Origin of the sequence: Akkermansia sp. RCC_12PD, from assembly GCF_036417355.1 — a bacterium.
Taxonomy (GTDB): domain Bacteria; phylum Verrucomicrobiota; class Verrucomicrobiia; order Verrucomicrobiales; family Akkermansiaceae; genus Akkermansia.
The window spans coordinates 1,292,286-1,318,610 of the sequence record NZ_CP143889.1 but is presented as its reverse complement, the minus strand read 5'-3'; the positions used below and the strand labels follow the sequence as shown (position 1 = coordinate 1,318,610).

Annotated in this window: 16 protein-coding genes; 8 read left to right on the top strand and 8 right to left on the bottom strand. The window is 51.2% G+C overall.

All coding sequences use genetic code 11. From position 1 onward, the window contains the following. Positions 1 to 8: 8 nt before the first annotated feature. Positions 9 to 650 carry a hypothetical protein gene (locus tag V3C20_RS05475; protein WP_130084166.1) on the bottom strand — a complete coding sequence of 214 codons (642 nt, stop codon included), beginning with the start codon at positions 648 to 650 and terminating at the stop codon, positions 9 to 11. Beyond that, positions 647 to 6,505, bottom strand: coding sequence for an RHS repeat-associated core domain-containing protein (locus V3C20_RS05470; RefSeq protein WP_130084165.1), 5,859 nt, complete (start codon positions 6,503 to 6,505; stop codon positions 647 to 649). The genes V3C20_RS05475 and V3C20_RS05470 overlap by 4 nt, the downstream gene beginning before the upstream one ends. 595 nt (positions 6,506 to 7,100) lie before the next feature. Here V3C20_RS05470 and V3C20_RS05465 point away from each other — a divergent pair. Continuing rightward, positions 7,101 to 8,024 carry an IS1595 family transposase gene (locus tag V3C20_RS05465; protein WP_130084224.1) on the top strand — a complete coding sequence of 308 codons (924 nt, stop codon included), beginning with the start codon at positions 7,101 to 7,103 and terminating at the stop codon, positions 8,022 to 8,024. A 396-nt stretch (positions 8,025 to 8,420) separates the two neighbouring features. Continuing rightward, positions 8,421 to 9,737, top strand: a complete 1,317-nt coding sequence (locus V3C20_RS05460) for a PEP-CTERM sorting domain-containing protein (RefSeq protein WP_130084164.1) — start codon at positions 8,421 to 8,423, stop codon at positions 9,735 to 9,737. A 1,077-nt stretch (positions 9,738 to 10,814) separates the two neighbouring features. Here the strand turns inward: V3C20_RS05460 and V3C20_RS05455 are convergent. Together V3C20_RS05455 and V3C20_RS05450 are read right to left on the bottom strand one after the other, a co-directional pair. Continuing rightward, a complete protein-coding gene (locus V3C20_RS05455; RefSeq protein ID WP_130084163.1) occupies positions 10,815 to 12,953 on the bottom strand; it encodes an alpha-galactosidase in 2,139 nt (712 codons plus the stop codon). Positions 12,954 to 13,079: 126 nt separating this feature from the next. Continuing rightward, the gene (locus V3C20_RS05450; RefSeq protein ID WP_161981369.1) at positions 13,080 to 13,352 is read right to left on the bottom strand and encodes an HU family DNA-binding protein; all 273 of its coding nucleotides are present in this window, start codon (positions 13,350 to 13,352) and stop codon (positions 13,080 to 13,082) included. A 114-nt stretch (positions 13,353 to 13,466) separates the two neighbouring features. On the opposite strand from V3C20_RS05450, the gene V3C20_RS05445 reads away from it, so the two are divergent. Further along, positions 13,467 to 14,966, top strand: a complete 1,500-nt coding sequence (locus V3C20_RS05445; protein ID WP_161981650.1) for a hypothetical protein — start codon at positions 13,467 to 13,469, stop codon at positions 14,964 to 14,966. A gap of 64 nt (positions 14,967 to 15,030) precedes the next feature. On the opposite strand, the gene V3C20_RS05440 is transcribed toward V3C20_RS05445, so the two are convergent. Further along, entirely contained in the window at positions 15,031 to 15,576 is a 546-nt protein-coding gene (locus tag V3C20_RS05440) for a hypothetical protein (RefSeq protein WP_130084162.1), read from the bottom strand. Positions 15,577 to 15,667: 91 nt separating this feature from the next. On the opposite strand from V3C20_RS05440, the gene V3C20_RS05435 reads away from it, so the two are divergent. The 5 genes from V3C20_RS05435 (at position 15,668) to miaB (ending at position 21,018) form a co-directional block, all read left to right on the top strand. Beyond that, positions 15,668 to 16,597 (top strand): DUF3750 domain-containing protein, encoded by a 930-nt coding sequence (locus tag V3C20_RS05435; RefSeq protein ID WP_130084222.1) that lies wholly within the window; start codon positions 15,668 to 15,670, stop codon positions 16,595 to 16,597. 308 nt (positions 16,598 to 16,905) lie between these two features. Continuing rightward, a complete protein-coding gene (locus V3C20_RS05430) occupies positions 16,906 to 17,916 on the top strand; it encodes a hypothetical protein (protein WP_130084161.1) in 1,011 nt (336 codons plus the stop codon). A 154-nt stretch (positions 17,917 to 18,070) separates the two neighbouring features. Then, the gene (locus V3C20_RS05425) at positions 18,071 to 18,394 is read left to right on the top strand and encodes a hypothetical protein (RefSeq protein WP_130084160.1); all 324 of its coding nucleotides are present in this window, start codon (positions 18,071 to 18,073) and stop codon (positions 18,392 to 18,394) included. 16 nt (positions 18,395 to 18,410) lie between these two features. After that, positions 18,411 to 19,634, top strand: coding sequence for a class I SAM-dependent RNA methyltransferase (locus V3C20_RS05420; RefSeq protein ID WP_130084159.1), 1,224 nt, complete (start codon positions 18,411 to 18,413; stop codon positions 19,632 to 19,634). A gap of 7 nt (positions 19,635 to 19,641) precedes the next feature. Next, complete coding sequence (gene miaB / locus V3C20_RS05415; RefSeq protein ID WP_130084158.1) at positions 19,642 to 21,018, top strand: tRNA (N6-isopentenyl adenosine(37)-C2)-methylthiotransferase MiaB; 1,377 nt, start codon at positions 19,642 to 19,644, stop codon at positions 21,016 to 21,018. Here miaB and V3C20_RS05410 read toward each other — a convergent pair. From V3C20_RS05410 to V3C20_RS05400, 3 genes are all read right to left on the bottom strand, one after another. Further along, a complete protein-coding gene (locus tag V3C20_RS05410) occupies positions 20,981 to 23,089 on the bottom strand; it encodes a ComEC/Rec2 family competence protein (RefSeq protein ID WP_130084157.1) in 2,109 nt (702 codons plus the stop codon). The two genes, miaB and V3C20_RS05410, sit on opposite strands and share 38 nt — an antisense overlap. A 12-nt stretch (positions 23,090 to 23,101) precedes the next feature. After that, the gene (locus V3C20_RS05405; protein ID WP_161981367.1) at positions 23,102 to 24,157 is read right to left on the bottom strand and encodes an HD domain-containing protein; all 1,056 of its coding nucleotides are present in this window, start codon (positions 24,155 to 24,157) and stop codon (positions 23,102 to 23,104) included. A 104-nt stretch (positions 24,158 to 24,261) separates the two neighbouring features. Beyond that, positions 24,262 to 26,316 (bottom strand): alpha-L-fucosidase, encoded by a 2,055-nt coding sequence (locus V3C20_RS05400; RefSeq protein ID WP_202975667.1) that lies wholly within the window; start codon positions 26,314 to 26,316, stop codon positions 24,262 to 24,264. Positions 26,317 to 26,325: the final 9 nt, after the last annotated feature.

Genomic DNA, 26,325 nt, shown 5'->3' with positions numbered 1-26,325 from the left:
ACCTTTCTTTATGCGCCCACTTCTTCAACTGCTTCAAGGCACCCATTGTCATAAATTCCCATATATTGATGTTCACTGCCAGCCATTTCCACATTATCAACATTTTTCTCCACCCTCAGATTTTCTATTCCGATGATCTCAGAATGATAATCCGATACATAATTCTCTATAAGCGTGATAAAAAGTTCCTCCGTTGTGGTTTTTGCCATAACATACAATTTTGCACTTGGTGCGTGAGAAAGATCAACAAACAATTCATCGTCCTTCCCGCAATTTTTTATGATGACAGTCGCACTTCTCCAGATAGGAATAAGAATAGGGTCATGACATGTTTTTTCAACAAAGTCGTTCTCTGTGGTCAAAGAATAACAATTGATCGAAAGATCGGTATAAATGCCCAAGTAATGATAGTAGCCTTCTCCGTCAAAATCCGGCCTTTTTTCCATATTGGAAATCTCAATAATACCCGTCCGATATTCATCTGCATAGTTTTCTATAAGTTTTTTAAACGTCAACTCGCTGTCTGTTCTTGCAAAGAGATATCCATAGGCCCCATATTGACCTTTATTTTGATCGAACATTTCGTCATCAGGCCCCATGTTTTTGAAATGCACTAATGCGCCATAATAGGATATAATTCGTTTCATCATCTCGGATAATTATAATGAGTTCCTGGAATTTTTTTTCCATCCTTGTCTGTGGCATGATAATGGGGTGAGCCTACCGTAGGATTAGGATGATGCATGGGATTGCCCTTACCTTCGTGTTGCGCTGCTTCTTTTGCTTCCTTTTTACTGGATAGGTCTTTATTATGAATTTTTGGCTTACCACTAGGGCCTAAATCTTTTTCACGAATACCTTTAGCTAAATTTTTCTCTGTTTCTTTGAGCGCTTTTTCTGTTTTTCCTCCCTTACCTAATTTGGCACCGTACTTAATACCTTTAAGCGAATCTCCAAAATACGGCACACAACCGGCTAAACTGATACCAATGTCCATCCAATTACCACGGCAACAATGAATTAAGGCATTCGTCAAATCACATGCAGGCGTTGGATCAATGACACCTACAGCATCTAAAGCCGTCTGCAAATCATCCAAATGATCCTGACTGGTGTCCACTATTTCTTGTGCCATATCTGCGACTTCCTGTGCACTGGGCGTATTCCCTATAGCTTCGCGGGCTTGTTGTTTTTCCTGATTGGACAAATTAGAAAATCCTATGGATTTTCCAGCCATATATTCTCCCATTTCCATAGGAATGAGCCCTAGATAGTCAACCCTGGAGGAAATCCGATTATTAACCATCCCATAGAGATTGTTCCCTCCCTGCTCTCCTACAGGTTCCCGGGAGAGCCACGTTCCTTGCTGCGGATTGTAATAGCGGTAATTGTAATACACGAGGCCAAGTTCATCGTCGTAATATTCCGACGAAAACCGGAATGGATTCTCTTCCGCCGCATTTCCTTCCATCTTGATGATGGCTCCATAAGGGCCGAATTCATACAAGGCTCTACGTCCCGCCTGGATGCCAAACAGGGCGATGGTATTTTTCAACGCATCGTGCATATAGTAAAGGTCTTCTACATAGGAGCCACTTCCATTAAACACCGTCATTGCCAGAATGCGGGTTGCCGCAGACTCCGCAGGATCCCATAGATAGGTTTTTCTCAGGACAGGTTCTACCTGCCTTTTTATACTTGAGGCGTCCAGTTCTGCAATTTGTTGGTAACCTCGGTAAATAAACCGTTTTTTTGAAACAAGTATTTCTCCTTCATAGACGGCTTTTTCGACGCGGCGGTTCAGATAGTCGTAGAGGCATTCTACACGCTTGCTACCCTGTGCAAAGAGGATAGCTTGATTTAGGCCGTTGTAAGTAACGCTCCATTCTCCACTGGAAGTTTTCACCTTCGTCTGGTTCCCATCCATATCATAGATGGGAATGAAGGATGTTTCTCCATCTTCCACAATGGAAGCGTACTGGTTGAGATCGTTTGCCATATACACAGTGGCGGGAGCCCCCGCACCTTCCTGTGATGTTTTCCGATTGCCGATGTTATCATATCCGTAGCCATATATGCCGCCACGGGTCATCACATCGGAGGTGAGTTCGCTACGGTCATTATAACTATAGGTGTGCGTGAGAGAGGGATTGGGCGTGTTGAAGTAATCTTTCTTGCTGGTTGGCCTAGCCAGCGCATCGTACGCGTAATCGACTTTCGCCGGATAATTGGTGCTGCCGGGGCGCAGGTAGTCCACCTTTGTGACAAGATTCCGTTTGTGTTCATAAGTATACCACCTTGTCATGGTATTGGGATATCTCAAGGTTTCCAACAAGCCATTAATTGCATTATAGCCGTAGGTGAAGGGCATTTCGATGCTATTCATACCGGCACTACCCATGCGTCCTTTAGTGTCGTAGGCAGTAGTGACGGTCTGGACGTTTTCTCCTCCATAGGCGAGGGAATAGCCTCCAGCGCGGCCCAGAGCGTCGAAGGAATTGGTGAGCGTACTGCCGACCAGTCCATCGGTCGTTTCCGATTCCAATTCATTGTACTGGTTGTAGTCAAATGTCCGCATCCCCGAACCATCTGTGATGGAGACGACCATACCAAGATGATTGTAGGCATAAGTAATGGAGGGCGTTTTTGTAGTGGTTTCGTCATCGAAAATAATACTCACCAGTTCACCTGTTAGAAAAGCGTAGGTCCGTTGTGCCGTAATTGATCGCGCATCTATGCTGTACTCCAGCCGGTTCAAGGCATCGTAAGAGTAGTTTTCGGAGGTACCGTCTGCATAAGTTTTACTGAGAAGCAATCCCGTAGCCGTATCATAATGCCAAACTGTTGTATCACCATCCATACGGTCGGCAGGATCGGAATCAATAGTTTCTTTCAACGCCCGGAAGGTAGTCAGGGAAACAAGGTTGTCTGCATCGTCATAAGCATACAGGGCAGGCTGGATTCCCGTGCCATATTCACCGATTTTCCTTCCTCTTCCATCGTAGGAATAACAGACAGTATGCCCCAAGGCATCCGTAACAACGGCAGGAAGACCTGTAGCAATATCATAGGCCGTAATAGTGGTATTCCCAACGGCATCAATCTCCTTGACCGTGCGACCGGAAATATCCTGTTCTACAGTAACCGTATTATTACGGGCATCAGTCCGGGTGACGCGTTTTCCTGATTCATTAAAGTGACATGTATAATGGGATACGATACCAGTACAGTCCTTGAAGTGGGCAAGAATACCATCCGAAAGAATGCACTCTTCAATAATATCCGATTCCGGTTTTTTTATTTTCCGTATACGCTGCCCCGGCTCTCCATATTCCGTCCACTCCACGGTTTCACTGCCACGAGCATCCACCGTAATCGTTTTCTCCTCTAATAATGGATGAAGTAGGGTTTCCAATTTCAATTGAGCTGTTTCAATAGGGGTTCCCGTTGAAGAGTAAGCTTTTGTAACCTCTTTCCAATAAATGCCATCTTCCCTTTTCTCATACGAGGAAGTCCATTCCGTGATACGAGAATTAAGGGGAGTTGGCTCTCCATCCAACTTTACTATTTCCTTTTCAAGCACTCCCATGACATCATAGGAGTAGAGGATAGGAGCCAGATTACCGGTTTGCCGCTGGACTTTCTGCCCCTTTTCATTGTATCTGTAATGGGTAGCAATCCATTCTCCATCCGTATTGGGAACTTCCTCGCTGACCGTCTGACCGAAGCCGTTCACGGTTTTCCGGGAAAGGAAAATGAAATTTTTCCCATCGGTAGAAAGGGTTGAAACCGTCGTACGTATTCCATTTTTAGTAGCTTCTACGTTATGGATCAGGTGACGTTGTCCCGTTCCTGACTCCTCCAGAATGGTTCCATCCGGATGGATTTTTGTAACAAGCGAACTGCCGGTGGGGCTAATAATTGTTCTCGTTAAACCATCCTCGCTATAAGAATAGGAAGTGACGCGGCCCAGTTCATCCGTATAGGAAATAATGCGTCCCTGAAGATCGTAACTCGTTTTTGTGATGGTCGTCATCGGACCAATGTCCACACGCTTCTCAAGAATACGGTCCATCGCATCCCGTTGGTAGGATGTGATTGTTTCCGGGATTGTGTCTGTTGCCGCGCGGATGACTTCCACGAGCTGTCGTGCCGTGTTGTACGAATAGGTAGTCAACACACCATCCTCATCCCGCTCCCATAAGGGACCGCAACACATCATTTCCCGTTCGCTTACCCTTCCATTGGAGCGCGTGCGTTTAATCCATCTATTTTCACGATCATATTCATAATCAACGGTGTCTAACAAAGACCATGTACCATCTAGCAACAATGCATAGTCTTCAATGCGCATATCGTTGCCCTGCTCGGAGACATACGTAACGGAACGGGTACTTTTACCTGGTATGAGTTCTCCTTCTACGCGTATTTCAGCGGTTTGCCTGTACAAGGAGCCATAACTGAAATCTTCTTCATAAGTATAGTGTGTCTGGATTCCGTCAATTCCCTGTTCCATTTTAATGCGTCCCTGGGCGTGCGGATTTGGAGCCGTTCCCAGCCATGTTTCTTTTATTTCCAATTGGGTCTTGTCAGAACCAAGCGCCGTCATACGTTTTTCCACGCGCCGCACATGGCTGGCAGTGAAGTATGTATATGTAATTCGTTGATATTGAGTTGCATTCCCATCCTTAATAAGAGCAATGCGCTGGTAGTCAATATCCGAATCATAGAAATCCCCGTCCTTATAATAGGTATAGGCTACCCTGTGTGTACCCCCTGCCCAAGGCTCATACGAAACGGACGGCCTATTGTGCGTATCATAACCGCTCTGACGAACCGCTCCCTTGATGGAATAATTAGGGCTGATGGAATTACCACGTCCCGCAGAATCATAGGAATATGATATTTTGGCTGAAGAAGAGCTCCCATAGGCAACCGTCTTGTCATTTCTCAAAGTTCCTTCATCGGTTTTGGTAAAAGTTTCCGAAGTGCAGGAAACGGCTTCTCCGTTCATTCCCCTTTTGATTGTTGTGATAATCCGGTACTTATTGTCCCCGAGTTCTTCCCGTTCTCTAAACGTTATAATTTCGTCCTCACCTGTACCGCGAGACATGGACCACGCTTCACCCGTCTGCCACCATGAAGTGACATATGGTTCCCGTCCTGTCACCCGTTCCGTAACAACAAGACGAGTACGTTCTTCGTTTGTACCGATTTCAAACGTTTTGAATGGTTCTCCAGTCACCGCATACAAACCACTCTCAGCATCTTTCATCCCTACTTGCCTGGGCAGATACAGGGCAATCGTGTACCCGTCAGCAGTGATATTTTCTATATTGGCCAAGCCATCCCACATGTTCCAGATTTGACGCAGGCTTCCATCCGTGGATGTTACGACATCAAGATAATCCCTAAATTCTTCATAGGAAATTTTGCGGCCCGACCACGTATTGTAACTTGAAGGCAGTCCTGAATCGGTAGAATAGATGACTGAACTTTTGTTCGCACCCTTAATTTCCATGTAAGCTTTCCCAGAAATAGTATTTCGGGAAATTTCCGAAAAATTCCCATCTATTGCAAGAAATCTGATGGATTGATCTGATTTAGTTGAGACTCCTGCACCAAAGACGGACATTCCGTCACCTCCTACCAAATAATGGCTTTTGTTCGCTCCATTGATACATTTGATCATGGTATTAGGCTGACCGATGTATTCGGCTCCGGAAGGTTTTTCCAACCGTTTGGTTATCGGATGTTTATAGCTGAGAGATTGAACAGACCAAACTGCCGATGAAAAATTCCTCACCGCAATTTCAAGCACCCCACCTGGTACACCCCCTAACCCCCGAAAAGTACCAAAATTAACCTGCCAGAGCATATTGCTTTTATTAGCGGTAGCAACCACTTTCTTTCCGCCCGATGAGCTTGCCCAACGTGACTCCTTCCACGTGCTTCGACGAGAAGGAGATGAACCGGATCCCCCCGGTGAAACTCCGCTGTTGTTTCCTTCACTTGAAGAACATTCACAGTCGCAGTCGCAGGGATCACAATCACAGGAATCGTCTTCGTTGTCTTCCGGCACAGCTTTTCCCGGAGAAGCATTCAGGGTGAAATCCATGAAAGCTTTATTATTGTTCTTTTTGTAGTCGATGTTATCATAACTGAGGCTTGCGCAGTAGAAACCAGGGGATAATCGTGACGAATCAGAACCGCTTTGTCCCGGACTGCCTCCTGCTGGGCCTTGGGGGGGCAGACTAATAGACAAGGGCCCCATGGAAAATTCACCCAAGTCATCAACACTCAGGCTGGCTGTCACTTCTACAGGTTCCGGTTCCGAATCCCCTTCTGTTCGGGTTGAAGGGATTTCTCCAACTTGTACCATCCAGAAATAATCCCGGGATCTACATACTTGACTAACCATCCAACAGATCACCTCTTCCTTTTCAGGAAATTTGGTAAATAAAAAAGGTGAAGGTAATTTGCGGTTACCTTCACCTTTATACAAAAATTCTCCTTATATCAAGGATTATCAAATAGTAATTTGATAAAACATACTACTGTAAATAGTAATTTAATTAATTCATATTTGTCTAAATAAAGACTATTTCTCTATTGGGTTTTCTGAAGAAAAATCTTTCTTTTCCTTCAGGGCTACGCAGATAATAAATTCTGCGTAACCCCCAAATAGTTTTAATATAATATATTGTCGCCATAGGCTCCATTTTATTATTTCTTCTTAACTAAATGGTATTTTACTACCACCTAGGGTCGGTCCTGGAGAAGATATAACAATGAATGGCCTTTTCATTCATCCAATCTTTCCTCCGACCGGCCTTAGTATACCACACAATTAATACGCATGACACAATTATTTGAAAATAACTCATTTATTATAAATGATATATAACTTAACCATCATTAAACCCAATGATGGTTAATTTAATCCTTATTAATTTTTATATCATTAAATTCTGAGAACAATTTTCTACTCGCCCAATATGGGTAAGAAAATTGTAATACAAAATACTTCTCAATACGCTGAAAATAAACGCGTACGAACTAATCAAAACACGACAAAATTTCCCTATCACAACAACGATATGGGAAACAACAAAACCAAATATACTTCCTTATATGAGTTCTTCTCCAAATTTCCTAATGAGGAATCCGCCCGGAAGTATTTTGAGTTAAAAAGATGGAATGGTCATGTCCGTTGTCCTCATTGCGGTTCAGATCATATCACCAAATGTAAAAACCACTTTCCGATGCCTTATCGCTGTAAAGATTGTAGAAAGTTCTTCAGCGTCAGATTCGGTACAATTTTAGAGGAATCCAAATTGCCTCTTCACAAATGGTTGATGTGCATGTATCTGTTGGCGACTTCCAGAAAAGGCATTTCTTCTATCCAGATTTCAAAAGAACTTGGAATCACTCAAAAGTCCGCCTGGTTCCTCTGTCACAGAATCAGGGAAGTTTGGATGAAAGATAAAAAGGAGAAGTTGGACGGTATAGTGGAAGTGGATGAAACCTTCATCGGAGGAAAGGAATCCAACAAACACTTTTCCAAGAAATTGAACAGGGGAAGAGGTTCTGTCGGTAAATTGATTGTGATCGGAGCCAAACAGAGAAACGGAAAAGTAATCGTCAAACATATCGACGATACATCCGCTTACAATTTACAAGGATTCATCGGAAAACATGTAGAGAGGAATTCCAATGTGTTTACGGATGAGTTCAAATCCTATAAAGGACTTGTCGGATTTGTCCATGAGTTTGTCAACCATAAGGGGAAACAATACGTCAATGGAGAGGTTCATACTAATTCCATTGAAAGCTTTTGGTCTCTACTGAAGAGAGGATATTATGGCGTTTACCATTATATGTCTCCTAAGCATTTGAAGAGGTATATCCATGAGTTTTCCTATAGGCATAATACATCCAAGGTCGAAGTGATGGAATGTATTGGTGATACGATTACCAAAATGATTGGTAGAAGGTTGATGTATTGTGAATTAGTGAGTTGAAGAAATTGAACTCTACTTTCCTTGATACTATTCTTTGGAAGACTTCTCCATCACATCATCCAGAAGACTATGCACATCTATCTGTAGATTTTTACAAATGTTGATGACCTCCGTGAATGTAAGGTACCGTTCTCCTACTTCATATTTGTTAATGAAGGTATGAGGTGTATTCAGGAGTTCTCCCAAGTCCCGTTGAGTCATATTCAACTCTAAACGTTTTTCTTTTAATATTTTACGAAGATTTTTCTCTTCATTACTATTTCTGTTCCTCATTTTGGAACAATAACAGAGAATGAGATTGTACCAAATTTAGGTACAAAAGTATTTACAAGTCATTCGATATTCGGTAATAGGTCTTCAATGTTCCTAAAATGGGAACAAACCTAGATAAGAACTATGAAGACATTATCATCAGTAAAGGCCTTATTCATTTCCCTAAGCCTATTGGTTTCATACACCATACCCTATTGTTTGGCGGCAAAAACTGCCGATGTCACGATTGATGGAGATATTATAGAAGATAACGAAAAACATCATAACCTCTCAAATGCTTCATGCGCTTTATTGATTTCTTCAGGATCTTCCTATACCGGAACTAATATTGTAATTTCTACAGTTTGTGGATCTAATTCTTTTGGGGATGCGGCGATTTACTCAAAAGGAGGAAAATTTCTTAATTTAGGAGCGAATTATGGTTGGTCCTCAGTTACCGTATCAAAGGGAGGCGTGTATGGTGGTTACAGTTCAGCGATCGAACTGAGTGACATGACCGAAACATCTACTATCTACAATACGAAAATTTATAATTACGCAGATGAGGGAACAGGTATTCGCCTCTGGAATAATTCAAACCTTCTCCTTGATAATGTAGAAATTTATAATGCCTCAGATACGGCGATCCACGCGAGTAGAAACGCTACAATATCAAATAAAGGTAATGGAATTATTAGAATATCGACAACAGGAGATAATAGGGCTTCTATATCCGCAAGCGGAGATTCAAAAGTAACTCTTTATAATACACATATTGAAAATAAAAAATCCAGTACTAGTGGGGTCTTGGTTGGAGATAGTAGTACTATATCTCTTACAAATTCATCTATTTCTTCAGTTAATAACAACACACTGATTTCAGGTGCAGGAAATCTAGAAGTTAGTCTTAATAACGTCGATTTGTCTAAATCTAAAAATCAGAGAATATCCGCTTCATCTGACTTAACTGTTAATATTCAGAATGGTACTTCTTTCGATGGTTATACTTCTCAAGAAAATGATGGTTCAATTAACATAAATTTAACAAAATCAAGTTGGAACATAACTAAAAATTCTACTTTTTTTTCTCTATCACTAAATGAGAATTCATTTTTAACATTTAACTGCGGGAATGGAGATAAGTTCTACTATATATCCGCTGGTTCTGTTTTCATGGATAAGAGTAGTCAAATAAGGCTTGATCTTGATGAGACGAAAATTTTGAGTATGATCTCTTCCGGTGATGAATTCCAACTATTTTCGGGCGATTTGACGAATTATGATCTTTCAGATATTGATATGTTCAACTCTGACGGATCATATAAATTAACTTATGAAGAAGGGGAATCGGGAAAGGGATGGTTCAAATTAATAGGATATGACGTTGTTCCCGAACCATCGACTTCTACCATGAGTCTATTAGGAATTGTTTGTATTCTCCTAAAGAGACGGAGGGTTTGATAGAAAAAAGGAAGATCGTAAGTTGATCTTCCTTTTTTCTATATTGTTCACCTTCAAATAATTAGGATATAATGAAAATATTATAAAATAGTTTGGTTAGTCAAGTATGTAGGTCCCATAATCCCTATGGAAACCTTCTGATGGAGGCCCTTCACTGATAGATTCATGAATGCTCTGGGGCTCGCTGCTGCGTGTCCGTACAACAGGTTCGTAATACTTAAAACCGGGGAATTCGCCTGTAAGTATCATATTCGATGAGTCGAAACAAGGGGTCGTTCCATTATAAGTTTCTAATAAAGGAATATTTGATATGGTCGAAGAGGATGTAACGTTTTGCATAATGATAAAAATGTGAAATGGTTGAGTCGAAAAATCTTCCTACCAGTATTAAAAAGTCTGGGAGAAGAAAATGCAGTTGCTCTGAAAAGCTCCGGAAGGAGCGCCTGCCAAAAGCCGTCCGGATGAAGGTAAATCACAAGACTGAAGATAATGACACCTTCATTCCTTCCTGATTCACGTTGAATAATAACTAACTTATAAATAATGACAACAGAATAATATTTGATTTTTTGGATATCCTTAATATTCAAATATTCCCATGACAATAAATGCCACTCGATTGTGGAGGACTTGATGGTTTCTCTCTATCATCTTTCCGCCATTCCCTTGCATTCATCAGGGGAATATTTGAGCCACTCATCCAGATGCTTCTGGAGTTCTTTATAATCATGTAGAATTTTTGATGAAAATCAGCCTCGAGAAAGCCTTCTTTAAACTTTGGAATAAAACGTTTTCACAATCATAAGCGTACAGAGTTGTAATACGCGTTTTGTAATATTCCATTTTATTGATTTTCAAGCAGATCCTATAATGATAACAAGTAAACCAATCGCAGCATTTACATCTGTTATTCGTTACCATGGGCTCTATGCCAAGGGCATGCTGTTAATAAAAGCAGGATGCCCTTGGGAAGAATAGGGATACCTGTTCAACAGTTTCTCCAGGTATGGATATTCCTTCCTCTCCTGCTCCAAGCGCGGTCACATGATAAAAACCATGCAATCGGACGCTATTTTTTCAGGAAGGAACCCTTCTGACCACTTCCAGGCAGACGGACTGAAACGTCTTTTTCCAGTTGATACGGATGCCCGCATTCATCAGGAAATCGCCGCCCAGAACCCGTTCATGAACATTTGTGACGGAGCCGTTTTCATCCATGTTCAGCTCCAGGAGCATATACCTGGCTTCGGGTTTCAGGCCCTTCAGGCGCAGGGGCGGCGGGGCGTCCGCAAGCCACTTGTCCATCAGCCACGCGAACACGACGGCGCGGTCCTCCCGCACGTACATCAGGGAAGCCACACGGCTTTCATACGGCGAGGACAGGCGGTACAGGTCCCCGAACTGGACCACGGGGCGAATGCGCTTGTATTCCGCCAGCGCGTGTCTGGAAAAGGCCATTTCCTCTTCCGTCATATCGCAGGGCTGGAGCTCGAAGCCCAGGCGGCCGGACATGGCTGCGTCAAAACGGAATTTCAGCGGCGCGGCGCGGCCCGTCTGATGGTTGGGGGAAGCCGTCACGTGGGCGCCCATGGAAATGGCCGGGAACAGGTGCCCGATGCTCCACTGCATGAACACGCGTTCGCAGGCATCCGTATTGTCGGATGTCCAGAACTCGTGATGCCGCCGCATGGTGCCGTAATCGGCGCGGCCGCCCCCGGAGGAACAGGCCTGGAACACCACCTGCGGAAATTCCTCCGCCAGCGCGTCCAGAACGGATTCATAGCCGCGCACATAATCAATGGCCAGATTTCCCTGATGGCGCGCATCCAGCCATGCGGAACCGGGATCGGAAATCTTGCGGTTGCAATCCCATTTGACGTAGGCGATGTCGGGATGCTTTCCAAGCAGTTCGCGCATCACGCCCAGAATATGACCGCGCACTTCCGGGTTGCCCAAATCCAGCAGGTACTGGCTGCGCTCCAGCCTGTTTTCCCGGCCAGGCAGGCCGATCACCCAGTCCGGATGATTCGTGAACAATTCCGACTGCGGATTCACCATTTCAGGCTCCACCCAGATGCCGAAGCGGATTCCCAGTTCTTCCGCCTTTTCCGCCAATCCGTCAATTCCGTGCGGAAGCTTGGCCCGGTTCACCTCCCAGTCCCCCAGCCCGGCACGGGCGTCATTGCGCGGGAACCGGCTGCCGAACCATCCGTCATCCAGGACAAAAAGTTCTATCCCCAGCTCCGCCGCACGCTTCATCATGCCGTGCAGCACTTCCTCGGTAAATGAAAAATACACCCCTTCCCAGGAGTTCAGCAGCGTCATCCGCTCCTCCTCACCGCCGCGCAGGCCGTAGCGGCGCGCCCAGCGGTGCATGCTTCGGGAGGCTTCCCCCTTGCCCCTACCACTGTGGGCCAGGATCAGGGGAGGCGTCTCAAACACGCCGCCGGCATCCAGCACATACGGTGCGGGAGCCACATCCATTCCCGCCCCCGCATACAGATAATGGTACGGACTGTGCCGGAACCATATCCGGTAATTGCCGGACCACGCCACCGCGCCCATGATCACTTCCCCGGAATCCTCACGGGCCGGGCCGTCCAGAGAAATGATGAAACCGGGGCTTCCCTCCTGCGCGGCGCGGGTTCCGGTACCGGAAGACAGGACGAGTTCATGGCCCCGCGCCACTTCTTCCTCGCTCATCAGGGATTCTCCGCCCCAGGTGCCGCGGAAGCTCGTCACAAAATACCGTTCCGCCTTCAAATTCAGATGGTCGGAAGCCGCCCGGTGAATCCGGATGTCTTCCTTTCCTTCATTGCGGATGACCATCCACTCCATGAAAACGCCTGATTCCCGGTGAGCGCGCACGTGCGCTTCCACCCGTACCGGATAGGCCGGATCCTTCAGGTAAAAGACGGCCTCCTCCCGATCCCCGTCCAACCGCACAAGCTCCTGCCGTTCACACTCCAGGGACAGGGAGAGGAAACCGTCCCCCTGGGTGATGCAAAGATCGTATTCCCCGGACGCATTCGGCAGACCGTCCAGGGAATCCGCCAGCGTCGTACACAGAAGGGGAGCGGAGGCGGAATCTGTAAAAGCGTCTTCCGGCTCATGCAAGGGCGCTCCGTAATAGAGGCGGCGCACTCTTCCCTTTCCATCGCGGAACAGGCTCATCTGGGAGGAACGGGTCAGCAAATGCACGGAATCCGGCGTCATGGTCGCAAAAAAGATGGATGATTCTATTCCAGACCGGCCGTCCGGGCCGCCCCTGTCATCTTCATTAACCCTGCACCGGAACGGGAAGTCAATGGCAAAATGGAAAGGACGGCCCGGCGAATCTGCCTACTTTTTCCATAAATGGCCTGAAGGCCGGAATTTCATGGTGCTTGATTCATGTACAAACAATTTGCCTCCATGGCCCGGATGCCGAACTACGCGAGCCTGGCGCCGCTTGATGCCGAAAGTGCCGAAACCGCGGAATTTAACCTGCGACTTCCGCTGCACGGACCGCGCAATCGTGTTCAGCACGGCGTCAAGCACCTGTTCCGCCTCCCGGGAAGTGGCTTCGCCTCCCAGTTCCCGCCGCAATTCCTGAATGAATTCTGTCTTGTTCATAAGGCCGCCAGCATGAAAGGCCGCCTTCTTCCGGTAAAGCGAAGACGGCGCAGCCCCATTCCTGCCACCTGAACCGTCCCATTCGCGGCCGCGGAGAATCCGCAAGTTTCTCCCTTGCCTCCCCGCGCCGCCGCCATTAAGGTCCGTGAGAGCATGCTCTCTTCTTCCATGAATTATTCCAGTCCGGAAAGAACCTTCAACACGGTTCTGCTGGAATGGCACACCTGTGCCTGGCTGCTGCTGCCCGTGCTGGCGTTCATGGCCGGATGGATGCACTGGTACATCTCCCTCCCCGTGGCGGCGCTGCTCATCCGGGGAATCGGGAAGGGGGCACGGAGCGGCGCGCCGGGGCAGCAACCTTTTCCCCTTTTCACGCGGCAATCCCTGTACGTACTGACGGCTTTCACCATCGTGATGGTCCTCTCGGGATGGGGAGGCTGGGTCAACCAGCATCCGGACCACATCGTCAGAAACGCCTGTCTTCAGGAACTCGTTTCCTCTCCGTGGCCCGTCGTCTTTCCCGACGGAGACGCACTGATATACAACATCGGCTTCTGGACCATCCCCGCCCTGGCGGGCAAACTGGCCGGGCTGGACGCTGCCCGCCTCCTGCTTCCCCTGTGGGGAGCCTGGGGGCTGTTTCTGGCCTGGTGCTGGATTTGCGTCTTTTCCGGACGCCTCTCTACCGCCTTCGCCCTTCTGCTGATCCTGTTCGGCTCCCTGCTGAACCTGCAATGCTGGTTCTCCCTGGATCTGTTCCGGCTCCATTACTTCGGCATTGCGGAACAAATCATGTGCAGCGCCAACGCATCCATCCCCGTCGTTCTCTTCTTCGTCTGGCTTGCGTCAGGCCGGATGCCGTCCGGCTGGCTGCTGCCGCTGTTCTCCTGCTTGGCCTTCTATTCGCCCCTGGCAGCCGTGGGCGGCCTGCCAATAACAGTCTGCCAGGGAATCAGGCAATGGAAGGCCGAACGCAGCGGTACGGCAGTCTTGACTGTTCCTGCCGTCCTTGCCGCCGTCATTCCGGGAATCTGCTTCCTGCTCTACTACGTCCATGTGAACGCCCCGGCCTCCCGGATGGGCCTGCGGCCTTTCTACACAAGCTGGGGAGACCTCCTGCTCATCGGCACTTCCTTCCTTGTATATGCCCTGTTCTGCTGGCACGACTTCCGGCGGAATCCTCTCTTCCTCTGCACGCTGGCAACCGGCCTGCTTCTCCCCTTCCTGTACGTCAACGGAGACGTCAACGACCTGCTCTGCAAGGGAAGCGTTCCGGCGCTGGCCTGCCTGCTCGCCTTTCTGGCCTCCGCCTGGGTGCGGCATCCCAACCTCCGGATGTGGATATGGCTCCTGCTGGCGCTTGGGCTGGCGCCCCGGTTCAACATTCCCTATTACTGCTGTTCGTTCAACACCCTCCAGGCATTTCTGGCGCCTCCGGCTTCAGAAACAAAGCCTTCTTCCTTCGCCTACGGGGAATGGCGGCAACTTGCCTATGCGCCGCAGGCGCGCCGTCAGGATGAATGGGCTTCTACCATGCACCATCCCGGGCATCGGTGGTATCCTTATTACTCCGGCACGCCGCAGCCGTGGCTGCGTTTCATTTACCGTTTTTAACAAAACCGTGCAGGTACAAAAAAGGAATGTCGCCACCCGTCCTTTCTTTCAACGGACTGAAGCCTCAGGAATTCTTTTCCTCCTGGAAATTCTTCCAGCATTCCTTGATGACCGCAGGCAGGGATTTGCCTTCCTTGTCCATATCCCCCTGGCTTACCATCCTTTTAATCACTTTTCCGGAAACGGGGTCCAGAATGATCACGGCGGGAGGACCAAAGACAACATAAGGAGCCTTGGAACCTGCGCATCCCACCACCTTGGCAGCTTCCTCCGGAACAAACTGAAAGGTAAAGGAACCCGGAGACCTGCCCGGCGCCTGCCTGGTATCCACCAGCCAGAAGATGAATTTTTTGCCGGATTCCCTCTTAAAAACCCGCTCCTTGATATGCTTGTTCGTAAAGATGTTGCAGTATGAGCACCAGGAAGACCCCGTCAGGTAGATGACGAGGGGAACCTTCTTGGCAATGGCTTCGTTGCGCAGTGTGTCAAAGGCGGGGCTTCCCGATTCATTCACGGCGGGCAGGGGCGCCTGCTGTGCCAGAGCGGAAGCGGGATGGAGCATGCCCGTCATGGCGGCGGCACAAAGAACGGAAATGGCAAACTTGATCATATTATAATAACCATAGGTTCCCCTGCGCAGAAGTCAAACTTCAAGATTCCGCCATTGCCATCATTTGCCGTTCAAGGTATATACATTCGCCATGCGCCATTCCAACCCTTATAACCGCAGGCATCCTTCCCGGAATAAATGGCGGCTCATTTTCTGGTTGTTCATGGCGTTCCTGCTCCTGTGCGGAGCTCTGATTTACTTCCACCCGGCGGAAAACTGGAAAACCGCAGACCGCAGCAGTAGCGGACTGGCCCCGCTGCCCTCGGAAGAACCGGAAGCCGTCGTCCAGGTCTATGCCGCGCGCGCTTTCGGCTGGCGCAAGTATTTTGCCGTGCATACCTGGATAGCCGTGAAGGAGAAGAACGCCGGTTTTTACACCGTGTACCAGGTTATGGGTTACCAGCTTCCCTCCCGGGGAACCAGCGTTTCCATCTCCCGGGATATTCCGGACCGTAAATGGTTCGGCGCGGAGCCGGAGTTGATTCAGGAACTGCGTGGAACAGCAGCGGAAAAGGCCATCCCCGTCATCAGCCGCACGGCACAGGATTACCCCCATGCCGATACCTACTGGATTATTCCCGGACCCAACAGCAATACATTCACTGCCACGCTGATGAGGGAAGTGCCGGAATTGACCGTGGAGCTTCCGCCTCATGCGGTGGGGAAGGATTACCTGCCCGGTGGCATTGCCGGACGAACGGAGAGCGGTACAGGCATCCGCATCAATTTATGGGGTCTCGCCGGGTTCAGCCTGGGACTGGCGGAAGGAGCGGAAATCAGCCTGCTGGGCCTGAATGCGGGGTTTGACCTGCTCCGCCCCGCCCTCAAACTCCCGATGATCGGGCGCATAGGCCTGCCGGACGCCCCCGTGGGCTGGAACTGGTGGAGCGTCACGCTGCTTCTTTTCACCGTGGGATTCATTTTCTTCCGAATATTCCGCCATATGCGCCGGAAGCGCAGGCAGGCGCACAGTATTCCCCATTTCCGTCATCCACGGACAAAAACGAGCGAACGTATCTGAACCAGTCTCATTCCGCTCAAAATACATTGACATTTCAGGATTATTGGTTAACCCTACCACTCAATAAGCGGGGAAGATCGCACTGTTTTTATTCTATAAAACGCCTATTCTCCCATAGCCGGCAAATGGGTAATCAGCCATAGGCACGGTGAAATACCATCCAAACTCACATGAATATCATGATGATGGTACATGGATTAATACAGTTCGCCATACAGAACCTAAAAAGGAATCCCGGCCAAGAGGGACCAATTCAATTCCGGGTTGAATTCTCCTTTAGACATGAGAAAATTTCAATAGAATGACATATGAAAAAATCACTCATCGTTTTTATATTATCCAACATTTTATTTCACTCCTATGGCGCCCTGCCTGCAACAATTCCCTCTTCTCATTTTTCTGCCATTCCATCCTCTGAAGCCATGAGAAAAAATGGTCATGATGTCGAATCAGAAATAACTAATCTTATCCAGGGAAGCGCTCCATTAACTTTTTCCCAGAGAAAAGTTATTTTTGATCTTCTGAACCGTCTCTCCGGAAAAGATTATATAAATTTCCTGCATGAGACCATTGATTTATTTCATGAAAACGCGGATCTGCCAGAGAGTAAAATAGAATTAGTTCTTTTTCCAAATCTTCTGGAAATGCCGGACATCGTCGGAAATAAGGATTTATTTCTCATATTCAATTATAAAAACAAGCATGTCCAGTCCCTTAAAAACAAGATTCTCGGCTCTGAAAAAATCTCCAAACTTCTCAAGGACAAGCTGGCCTCGCGTCTAAGTTATAAAGAAAAGTCTAGAGCTTATGATACTGTGGCATTTGGGCAGGGCCTCCTCCCGGAAATATTGCCTTCCACTCAATGGGCTCCCTCTTTTCTCAACAATCCGGCTTCTTTACGAATCCAAGAAGAAACCCTTTCCTCCCTTACTTTGGAATTAAGAAATATCGTTGCTTTATTAAGCAACAACCGCCATTTCACTGAAGACCAGATCAAACAAATATCATCATCGGCGCGCCAAATGCTCCTTGATTTAAAAAATCTTATGCTGTATACACCGCTTCCCGATTTACATGAAACCAAGTATCTGGAAGAGAAATTCTATGCGGAAACATTCCCATCAATTCAAAAACTAAAAACCGTTTTATTTGAAATCCAACAAAATAAAGATGACAATCAGCTAACGGACATTATTGGCCATCACTTTTTTGATATTGGAAATTCCTGCGATAGTTATTTTATTGAGTATGTGGTTTGCCGGGAATTATTGAAACAGCAAGTTGAAGAAAATTCCACCTCCCCAAGAGCGACAAAGTGAATACATCTTTTTTTTGTCATCCATTATTCTTCAAAAATGCTTTCAGACTTTATTCGATAGTTAACTCATCCTTCCACTTTTAGGATCATTTTAATCATAGGCAATCCCGGCAATTCACTTGCCAAGCGCGGATGAAGCTGTAAGAATCCGCGCCATGAAAAGACTCCTGATCCGCTCCTGTCTGATTGCCGGGTTGGTCTGCGCCGCTTCCTGCGCCTCCAATAAGGAAACGGCCGCTCAGGAACCCGCCGCCACTCCGACAATGCAGCTGGAACAAACGGCCGCTGCCAGCCGCCCGGCGCCGCTGCCCCCTGTTCCCGTCACCACCAGCCTTCTTCCGGAAGAAAGGAATGAAAGCGATATTTCCGGCCCGGACGTGCTCCCCGGTGACTTTCGCCCCGGGCTGCGCACCCCCAAACTGCCGGATACCCTGTTGTACGACCTGGACGGCAAGCTGATTACCCCCGCTACTCCGTAATCCATCCCTCTGAACTATGACCGCCACCATTCCCAAGGGCTTCCATCCCGAACCTTTTTCCTACCACCAGGAGCTTGAACTGGACATTGACGCCCTGTCCAACGCGGGCGACGGCATCGGCCGTGTGAACGGCTGGGTGGTGTTTGTTCCGTTTGCCCTGCCGGGAGACCGGGTAAAAGCCCGCGTCTGGCGCAACGACAGGAATTATTCCTCCGCAGACTTGGTGGAAGTGCTCCGCCCCAGTCCGGACCGCGTGGACCCGGTGTGCCGCCTGTTCGGCACCTGCGGCGGCTGCCAGTACCAGCACTTTTCCTACGACTGCCAGCTTTTCTGGAAAACGCGCCAGGTGGCGGACCTCCTCCGCCTGCAGGCGGGGCTGGAACTCCCCGTAAACCCGGCCATCGCCTCCCCGCGGGAATACCATTACCGTTCCAAGATTACGCCTCATTTCGACAAGCCCAAAGAAGGCGGCAAACCCGCCATCGGCTTTCTGAAAGCCGGCTCCAGAAGGGAAGTGGTGGACGTACCGCAATGTCCGATTGCGATGGAATGCATCAACGAGGTCCTGCCGATGGCCCGTAAAAGCGTCTATCAGGCGGCGGCCCGCTTCAAGCGCGGAGCGACGATTCTGCTCCGGGCGTCGGAAGGCGGCGTCATCACCAATAACAACGCCGTGGCCTGTGAAAAGGTGGGCACTCTGGAATTCCACTTCCTGGCCGGAGATTTCTTCCAGAACAATCCGTTCATCCTGCCCCTGTTCACGGATTACGTGGCCCGGCAGGCCAGCATGGACGGCGAGGAATTCCTGGTGGACGCCTACTGCGGTTCCGGCCTGTTCGCCCTGAGCCTGGCGGAAAAATTCAAAAAAGTGCTTGGCGTGGAAGTCAGCGAGACTTCCGCAGACTGGGCGCGGAGCAATGCCCGCAGCAACGGAATCAGCCACGTGGAATTTCTGGCGGCGGACGCCGGAGCCATTTTCGCCCAGGTGGACTTTCCGGCGGAAAAAACTGCCGTGGTGATCGACCCCCCGCGAAAGGGGTGCAGCATGGAATTCCTGACCCAGCTATTCGCTTTCAGCCCCGGAAAAGTGGTGTACGTCTCCTGCAACCCCGCCACCCAGATCCGGGATCTGGCAGAGTTTGACAAGGCCGGCTATGCCGTCACCGCCGTCCAGCCTTTTGACCTGTTCCCCCAGACCAAGCATTTGGAATGCGTGGTCACTTTGAAAAAGAAAAACTGACCTTTCCATGCCCAAGCTTTACATCAAAACCTACGGCTGCCAGATGAACGAACGGGACTCCGAACAGGTGGCCCGCATGTTCGTCCAGAAGGGGTACACCATGACGGACCGCGAGGACGAGGCGGACGTGATCCTGTTCAACTCCTGCTCCATCCGTGAACAGGCGGAGCAGAAAGCCCTGGGCAAGATGGGGCTGCTCGCCAAGCAGCAGCGGCACCGCCCCCACGTGGTGTACGGCATGATGGGCTGCATGGCTCAGAGCCGGAAGGACGAACTGTTCAAGGAACTTCCGCGCCTGGATCTGGTGATCGGCACCCAGAAATACCACCGCGTGTTCGAACACGTGGACGGCATTCTCCGACAGCGGCAGGAACGCCGCATGGACAACCTCCGGAGCGCCTTTTCCGGCAGCCATGTATGCGATGTGGCGGAAGAGGAGGACTCCCAGAACCAGATCCGCGACCACCTGGACCCGGGTGCACGCTCCACGGCCTACGTTTCCATCATGCAGGGGTGTGAAATGAAATGCGCCTACTGCATCGTGCCCTACACGCGCGGAACGGAGCGGAGCCGCCCCATTCGGGACATCGTGGACGAAGTGGCCATGCTGGTGGACTCCGGCGTGAAGGAAGTCACCCTGCTGGGCCAGATCGTCAACCGGTACGGACGCCAGATGGACAGCGTGAATGGAAAAGGCGGCTTCGTCCAATTGCTGGAGGCCGTCCATGAAGTGGAGGGCCTGCGGCGCATCCGCTTCGTTTCCCCCCATCCCATCGGCTTCCGGCAGGACCTGGTGCAGGCGTTCACCTATCTTCCCAAGTTGTGCAGCCACATCCATTTCCCGATGCAGAGCGGCAGCGACCGCATCCTGAAAATGATGCGCAGGCCGTACAGAAACGAGACCTTCCTGGATCTTTGCGCGCAAATGAAGCAGGCCCGTCCGGATCTCTCCATCACCACGGACATCATCGTGGGGTTTCCGGGAGAAACGGAAGAAGACTACCTGTTGACCAGACAGGCCGTGGAACAGGTTCAATTCGACAACGCGTTCATCTTCCGCTATTCCCCGCGCCGCGGCACGCCTGCCGCCGCCATGGAGAACCAGATTCCGGAAGAAGTGAAGGAGGCGCGCAACCAGGACCTGCTGGCCGTCGTCAATGAAATCGCCGTCCGGAAAAACCGTGAACTCATCGGCACGGTTCAGGAAGTCCTGCTGGAAGGGCCTTCCAAAACCAACGCCGCGCGCTTCTCCGGCCGCACCTCCCAGAACAAGCCCGTGATGGTGGATGCGGAGCCCGGCCTGACGGGACAAATCCTGCCCATCCGGATTGAGGAAAGCACCGGATTCACCTTGTACGGCGTTCCGTGCCCTTCCAGGGCGTGACGGTCACGCCGTCCTCTTCCGCCTTCAGGTACAGGGCTCCGGTTTCCGGCAGCCGGTACACGGCCACGCCTTCCGGCACGGGGCATCCCCATTCCGTCGTGAAAATGACTGTCCGGGCTCCGGTTTCCCTGATCCATGCAGCGCTGCTGACCGGGTCGCGCGGATGATGCCCGATAATCAGGACATCCGCCCTTTCCGTCTCTTCCGCCCGTGCCAGGGTGGAAAATCCGGCATTCCCGACCAGCAGCACGCGGCGTCCCCGGCACGTCCACGCCAGCACCGGGCTCCGGTCCTGATGCACCCCCGTAGGCAGCGGCTCCGGCAAATCCGCCGTACTCACCCTGTTGCCGGGGCGCAATACCCACTCCTTCGCAGAATGCTGCGCCCCGCGGCCCCAGTTCTGGATGCCGGGATACTCCTGCAGCAAGACTTCCACCCCGGCCCGTTCCGGCTTGCCGTTCCTGGTCGTCATCACGCCGGAAGGCTGTATATGAAGGTATTTCAATATGGGAAGAAGAGTGTAGCGGACTGTATTCTCCGTACCGGTATCCACCACCAGCGCTGGATTGGAAATGACGACGGACCAGGCGTTTTTCTGCATGGGAACCACCACGGCCCCGTTTTCCTGAGCAGGAAGCCGGGCGGGAAGATAGCTGCACGGCAGGGCGGCCGCAAACTGGGTAACACCCAGCATGCTCCCGGCCAGCCACGCCGCCGCGGCATTGCAGACGGACAATGCCCAGGGACACCACGCAAACATCAGCCCGAACAGGGAAATACCCATCAGGAAGGGAACCAGCAACGCCAGGCATATGTTGGTGAATGGCGCATACAGGTTCCAGGTGCCGAAATGCCACGCCGTCAGCGGGATGGACATCAGCCATGCCCCCACGGACACAAGCAGGGTTCCGCGGCACGCTTTTTCCAGCCATACCAGTCCCCTTTCCCGTGCGTTGTAAATCCGGGGAGGAATGAACGGGTCCGGTCTCCACAGGGGCTTTTCCCGGTTCATGTATGCTACAATGCACACAATCACGGCAAACACGCAGAAAGAAAGCTGGAACCCCGGCTGGAAAACCTGGAGCGGATCCACGAAGCACAGCACGATAAACGCCAGAGCCAGAATGTTGGCGGGATGCCCCTTCCTGCGCAGGACGGAGGCCAGCAGCCAGACCACCGCCATGATCAGGGCGCGCAGGGCTGAAACGGACATTCCCGTGACAAACACATACAGGGCCAGCAGGGGGATGCAGGCCAGCCGCGCCACGGAGGGACGGATGAGCAGCAGCCTCAGCAGGCCCAGAATCAGCATGGCGGCCAGACCCACATGCATGCCGCTGACAGCAAACACATGCATGCAGCCGCTCTCCATGAAGCTGACCATGGTCTCCGGCCGGGCGGTCGTCTTGTCGCCCAGCACGGCAGAAACCATTACCTGCCGGGCCTCATCGTCCGGCGGCGCACCCTGTTTCAGCAGCCCTGCCGCCTCTTCCCGGAGATTCAGGGAAGCCGCCAGAAACCGGCTGCGCCAGTCTCCCGGCCCCAGCTCGGAAAATCTTTCCAGCCGGACTCCGGCCACTACCCGGTGCAGATAACCCCACCGTTCCCGGTCAAACAGGCCGGGTCCGCAAGGAGGTTTCAAGGAATAAACCTCCCCTTCAAGCCGGTAGCGTTTTCCCGGTTCCAGCGGAAGCTCTTTTTCAAGGGAAGAAACCGTATAAAGCCACTTGGCCCCGTGCGGCCTGAACAGGACGGAACGCCCGGAAACGGCATCAACGGAACCTTCCGCCGCAAATCTGCCGCCCTCTTCCACAGCCAGACTCCCGTATTGCCGCCCGTAATCCAGCAGACAGCCGCCGGCCCAGACCGCCAGCGCGACGGCCAGCAGACTCATGGCAGGCATCCGGAACAGACAGGGCAGCAAAACCCAGCAGGCGCAGAACGCCCATAACCACGGGGAAACGTCCACGGCCGCACAGGCGCACAGCATAGCCAGCGCAGGCGCCAACAGCGGAGCGGAAGCCATCATCCGCTCCGGCCACGGCCGCAGCAGATGCGACTCCTTCTCCATGCGGGGAACAGGTTACGGCATGGCGTCCGGGCCGTCCGGAATGAAGGGAAGAACGGAAGGCAGCGGAAGAACAACGTTTGCAGGGAGGGGAGCCTTGCGCTGGAGCACCTTGGGCGCCAGCGCCTCGCTCGTTTCATAGGCGCTGCGGAACATCTCCAGCTTGGCGTCCAGATTGTCGATATAATGAAGGGCCACCGCCTCCGGTGTTTTCGGGAACACCGGGGAGCCGAACGCCAGTTCCCCGTGGTGGGAGGCAATCAGGTGCAGCAGGTGCATGCGCACGTCCGGAGAGGGCGGGTCCAGCGTCTTCCAGGAATCCGCCTCCGGAAGCGCCATGATGCGCTTCCACAGATTGTTGACCAGTTCAATTCCCAGAGGGATGTGACCCAGCAGTTCGCCGGCTTCCGAATACGGCATCGTGAAATCCTCCTTCGGGTAACAGTTCTCCCACAGCTTTCCGCAGTCGTGGAACAGGCAGCCGGCCAGCAGCAGGTCGCGGTTCAGCTCCGGATTTGCCTGGCACACGGCAGAAGCTGTACGCATCATGCCGGCCACATGTTCCACCAGGCCGCCGCGGCGTGCGTGGTGGTACGTTCTGGCAGCGGCGGCGCGTTGAAGCCGTTCTCCGAATTGTTCGATGAATTCGACGCACAAGGCCCGGATGCGCGGATCGTTCATGTTCTTGATCAACACGCAAATCTCCTTTAAATCCGCCTCCTGCTTCTTCTTCAGGGTTCCGGAACCGGCCAGGAAGCTTTCCTTCTCCGCCTCTTCCAGCAGGCGCACGTCCAGATCGGCGGCCTCCATCCCGAAAGAACCCTTGGTCCACTGGCCGCGCAGGCTTACGAAACTGCGGAGCGGCAGGGAAGCCAGCACCCGAAACCAGGGCTTGTCTTCCCACACCTTCAATCCCATGGACCCTTCCGCATCGGCAAAAGTTACGTCCAGGTACGGCTTGTTGCTCTTGGTCAATTTCTGCGCACACTGGGAAATCTGGGCAAAAACCTCCGCTTCCACCTGGCCTTCCGCGGCCAGTTTTCCCAACTCCATGAGACTGACTTGTTCCATGCGTGCCATCTTGCCCCGCTTCTCCCCATCCGTCAAGAAAACGCCGGGCGCGCGGCCACTTATCCCCGTACCGTTACGGCAGGTTCCGTAAAAACAGGAATACGCTATTTTTCCAAAACGCCCAGTTCAGCAATGACGACATGACTGCCTTCCAGCACACGCCTGCCGACAAAACGCAGGTAGCGGGCTTTCACGGGAGCCTTTAAATCAATTCTCTGGAGGATGGGATTGGCCCGGATATTGGAAAACTCTCCTTCAGCCGCGGGCGTTCCCCATTCCCTTCCGTCCTTACTGAAATAGACGGCGTATTGGTCAATCGTACCTTTGGCGGAATCCGCGCGCGGAGTGTACAGCACGGCCGCCACATTCACCGCGCGGCCCATGTCGATATCAAGCGCCTGGGGCGGAGCAATCTCTCCCTGTGGAGCATGCGTGTGCCACAACGTTCCGGAATCACCGTCAAAAGCCAGTTCCGGCGCGGCGGCGGATCTTTCTCCGCTGATCACCTTCCAGTCACGCGAAGGTACCGGAACCACCCGGGCCGTGACAGAAGACTTCCTGCCGTTACCCTCGCTCACCGCCTTCACGGTTCCACCGCTGGAAAGAACAAACGGCTTTTCATAAACGGGAGACTGCGGCCCCGGCTCCGTTCCATCTATCGTATACCGGACAGCAGCTCCCGCCGCACCTGTTAGCGTTACCCGGCCGTCGCGGTCATAGCTGACGGAGGGAGCATTCAAAAAACCGGGATATTTCCACAATGAAACCTCGCAAAGCGCTGGAACGGCCTTAAATTCTTCCAGCACCACACGCACTTCATCCGTCGTCACGGGCCTCCCTTTCAATATGACCCTGGCCCCAATGCTGGATCCCTCCACCCATGTGACAAACCGCCCGTTCTCGCGCACTTCCACTCGGAACTTGCGCACCCTCTGCCCAAGCTGGATGGGCTCCGCCAGGCGGATGACGTCAAACGTCGCGGAATCGGGCAATTTCAGTGTGAGGAAAGGGTTCCTGTCTCCTTTGGAAGCGACCCAGTACGTAGCGCGCTTACGGTCAAGCACATGCCGTGCCCCGTATCCGTTCAGAGTGGAGGAAGAGTTCGCTTCCGCTCCTTCGGCAAAATTGCGGGAATAAAGCTCGTTCAGCAACGCACGGAATCCCGCTAAAGACTTTTTATCCTCTTCATGAATGCGCCCGCTACGGTCCGGCGGCACATTCAAATTCAGGTTTGCTCCTCTCCCCACACTGTTGAAATACAGTTCCAGGAGATTCTCAGGCGTCCGTACACGGGAATTCTCGTGATCATGCCAGAACCAGCCCGGACGAATGGAAACGTCCACTTCCGCGGGAATCCAGTACTTCCCGTCCACCGTACCTTCCACGCCCAACTGGTAGCGGACCGTGCCGGGGGAAGGTTCCGTTCCCGCCTGCAAAGGTACGGGTGTATAGGTAGCCCAGCAGGGATAACCCGCATAACCGCTCTCATTCCCCACCCACCGGACATCAGGCCCCACATCGGAAAAAATGACGGCTTTCGGCTGGAGTTTTTTCAATTCGCCCCATGTCGTTTTCCACTGGTAATAGGTGCTTCTGTCAATAGATCTCTTTTCCCGCGCCCCCCCGTAATAACCGTCGCCACCGTTCGCTCCGTCAAACCAGGCGAGGAAAAGGGGGCCGTAGCCTGTCGCCAGCTCCTTCAATTGCCTGCGGTACATTCTGATATATTCCGGCGTACCGTAGGAGGACGCGTTGCGGTCCCAGGGAGACAGGTACACCCCGAACTTGAGACCGTATTTTTTGCACGCGCGGGAGACGTCTTTCACGACATCTCCCTTCCCGTTCTTCCACGGGGAGGAAGCCACGCTGTGCCGGGTAGTCTTCGTGGGCCACAAACAAAACCCGTCGTGATGCTTGCAGGTCAGCACCACTCCTTTGAACCCGGCATCCGCCAGTGTCTTGACAAGATCGTCCGCATCAAAATCGGAAGGATTGAAAAGTTCCGGCTTTTCGTCCCCATATCCCCATTCCTTTCCCGTAAACGTATTGATTGTAAAATGGACAAAGGCATACATCTCCATGTCATGCCAGGCCAGCTGCCCCACAGTGGGAGCGGGAAGCAACGGTGCAACCTTTTCCTTCGCACAGGCGGTTCCCATGCCGCACGC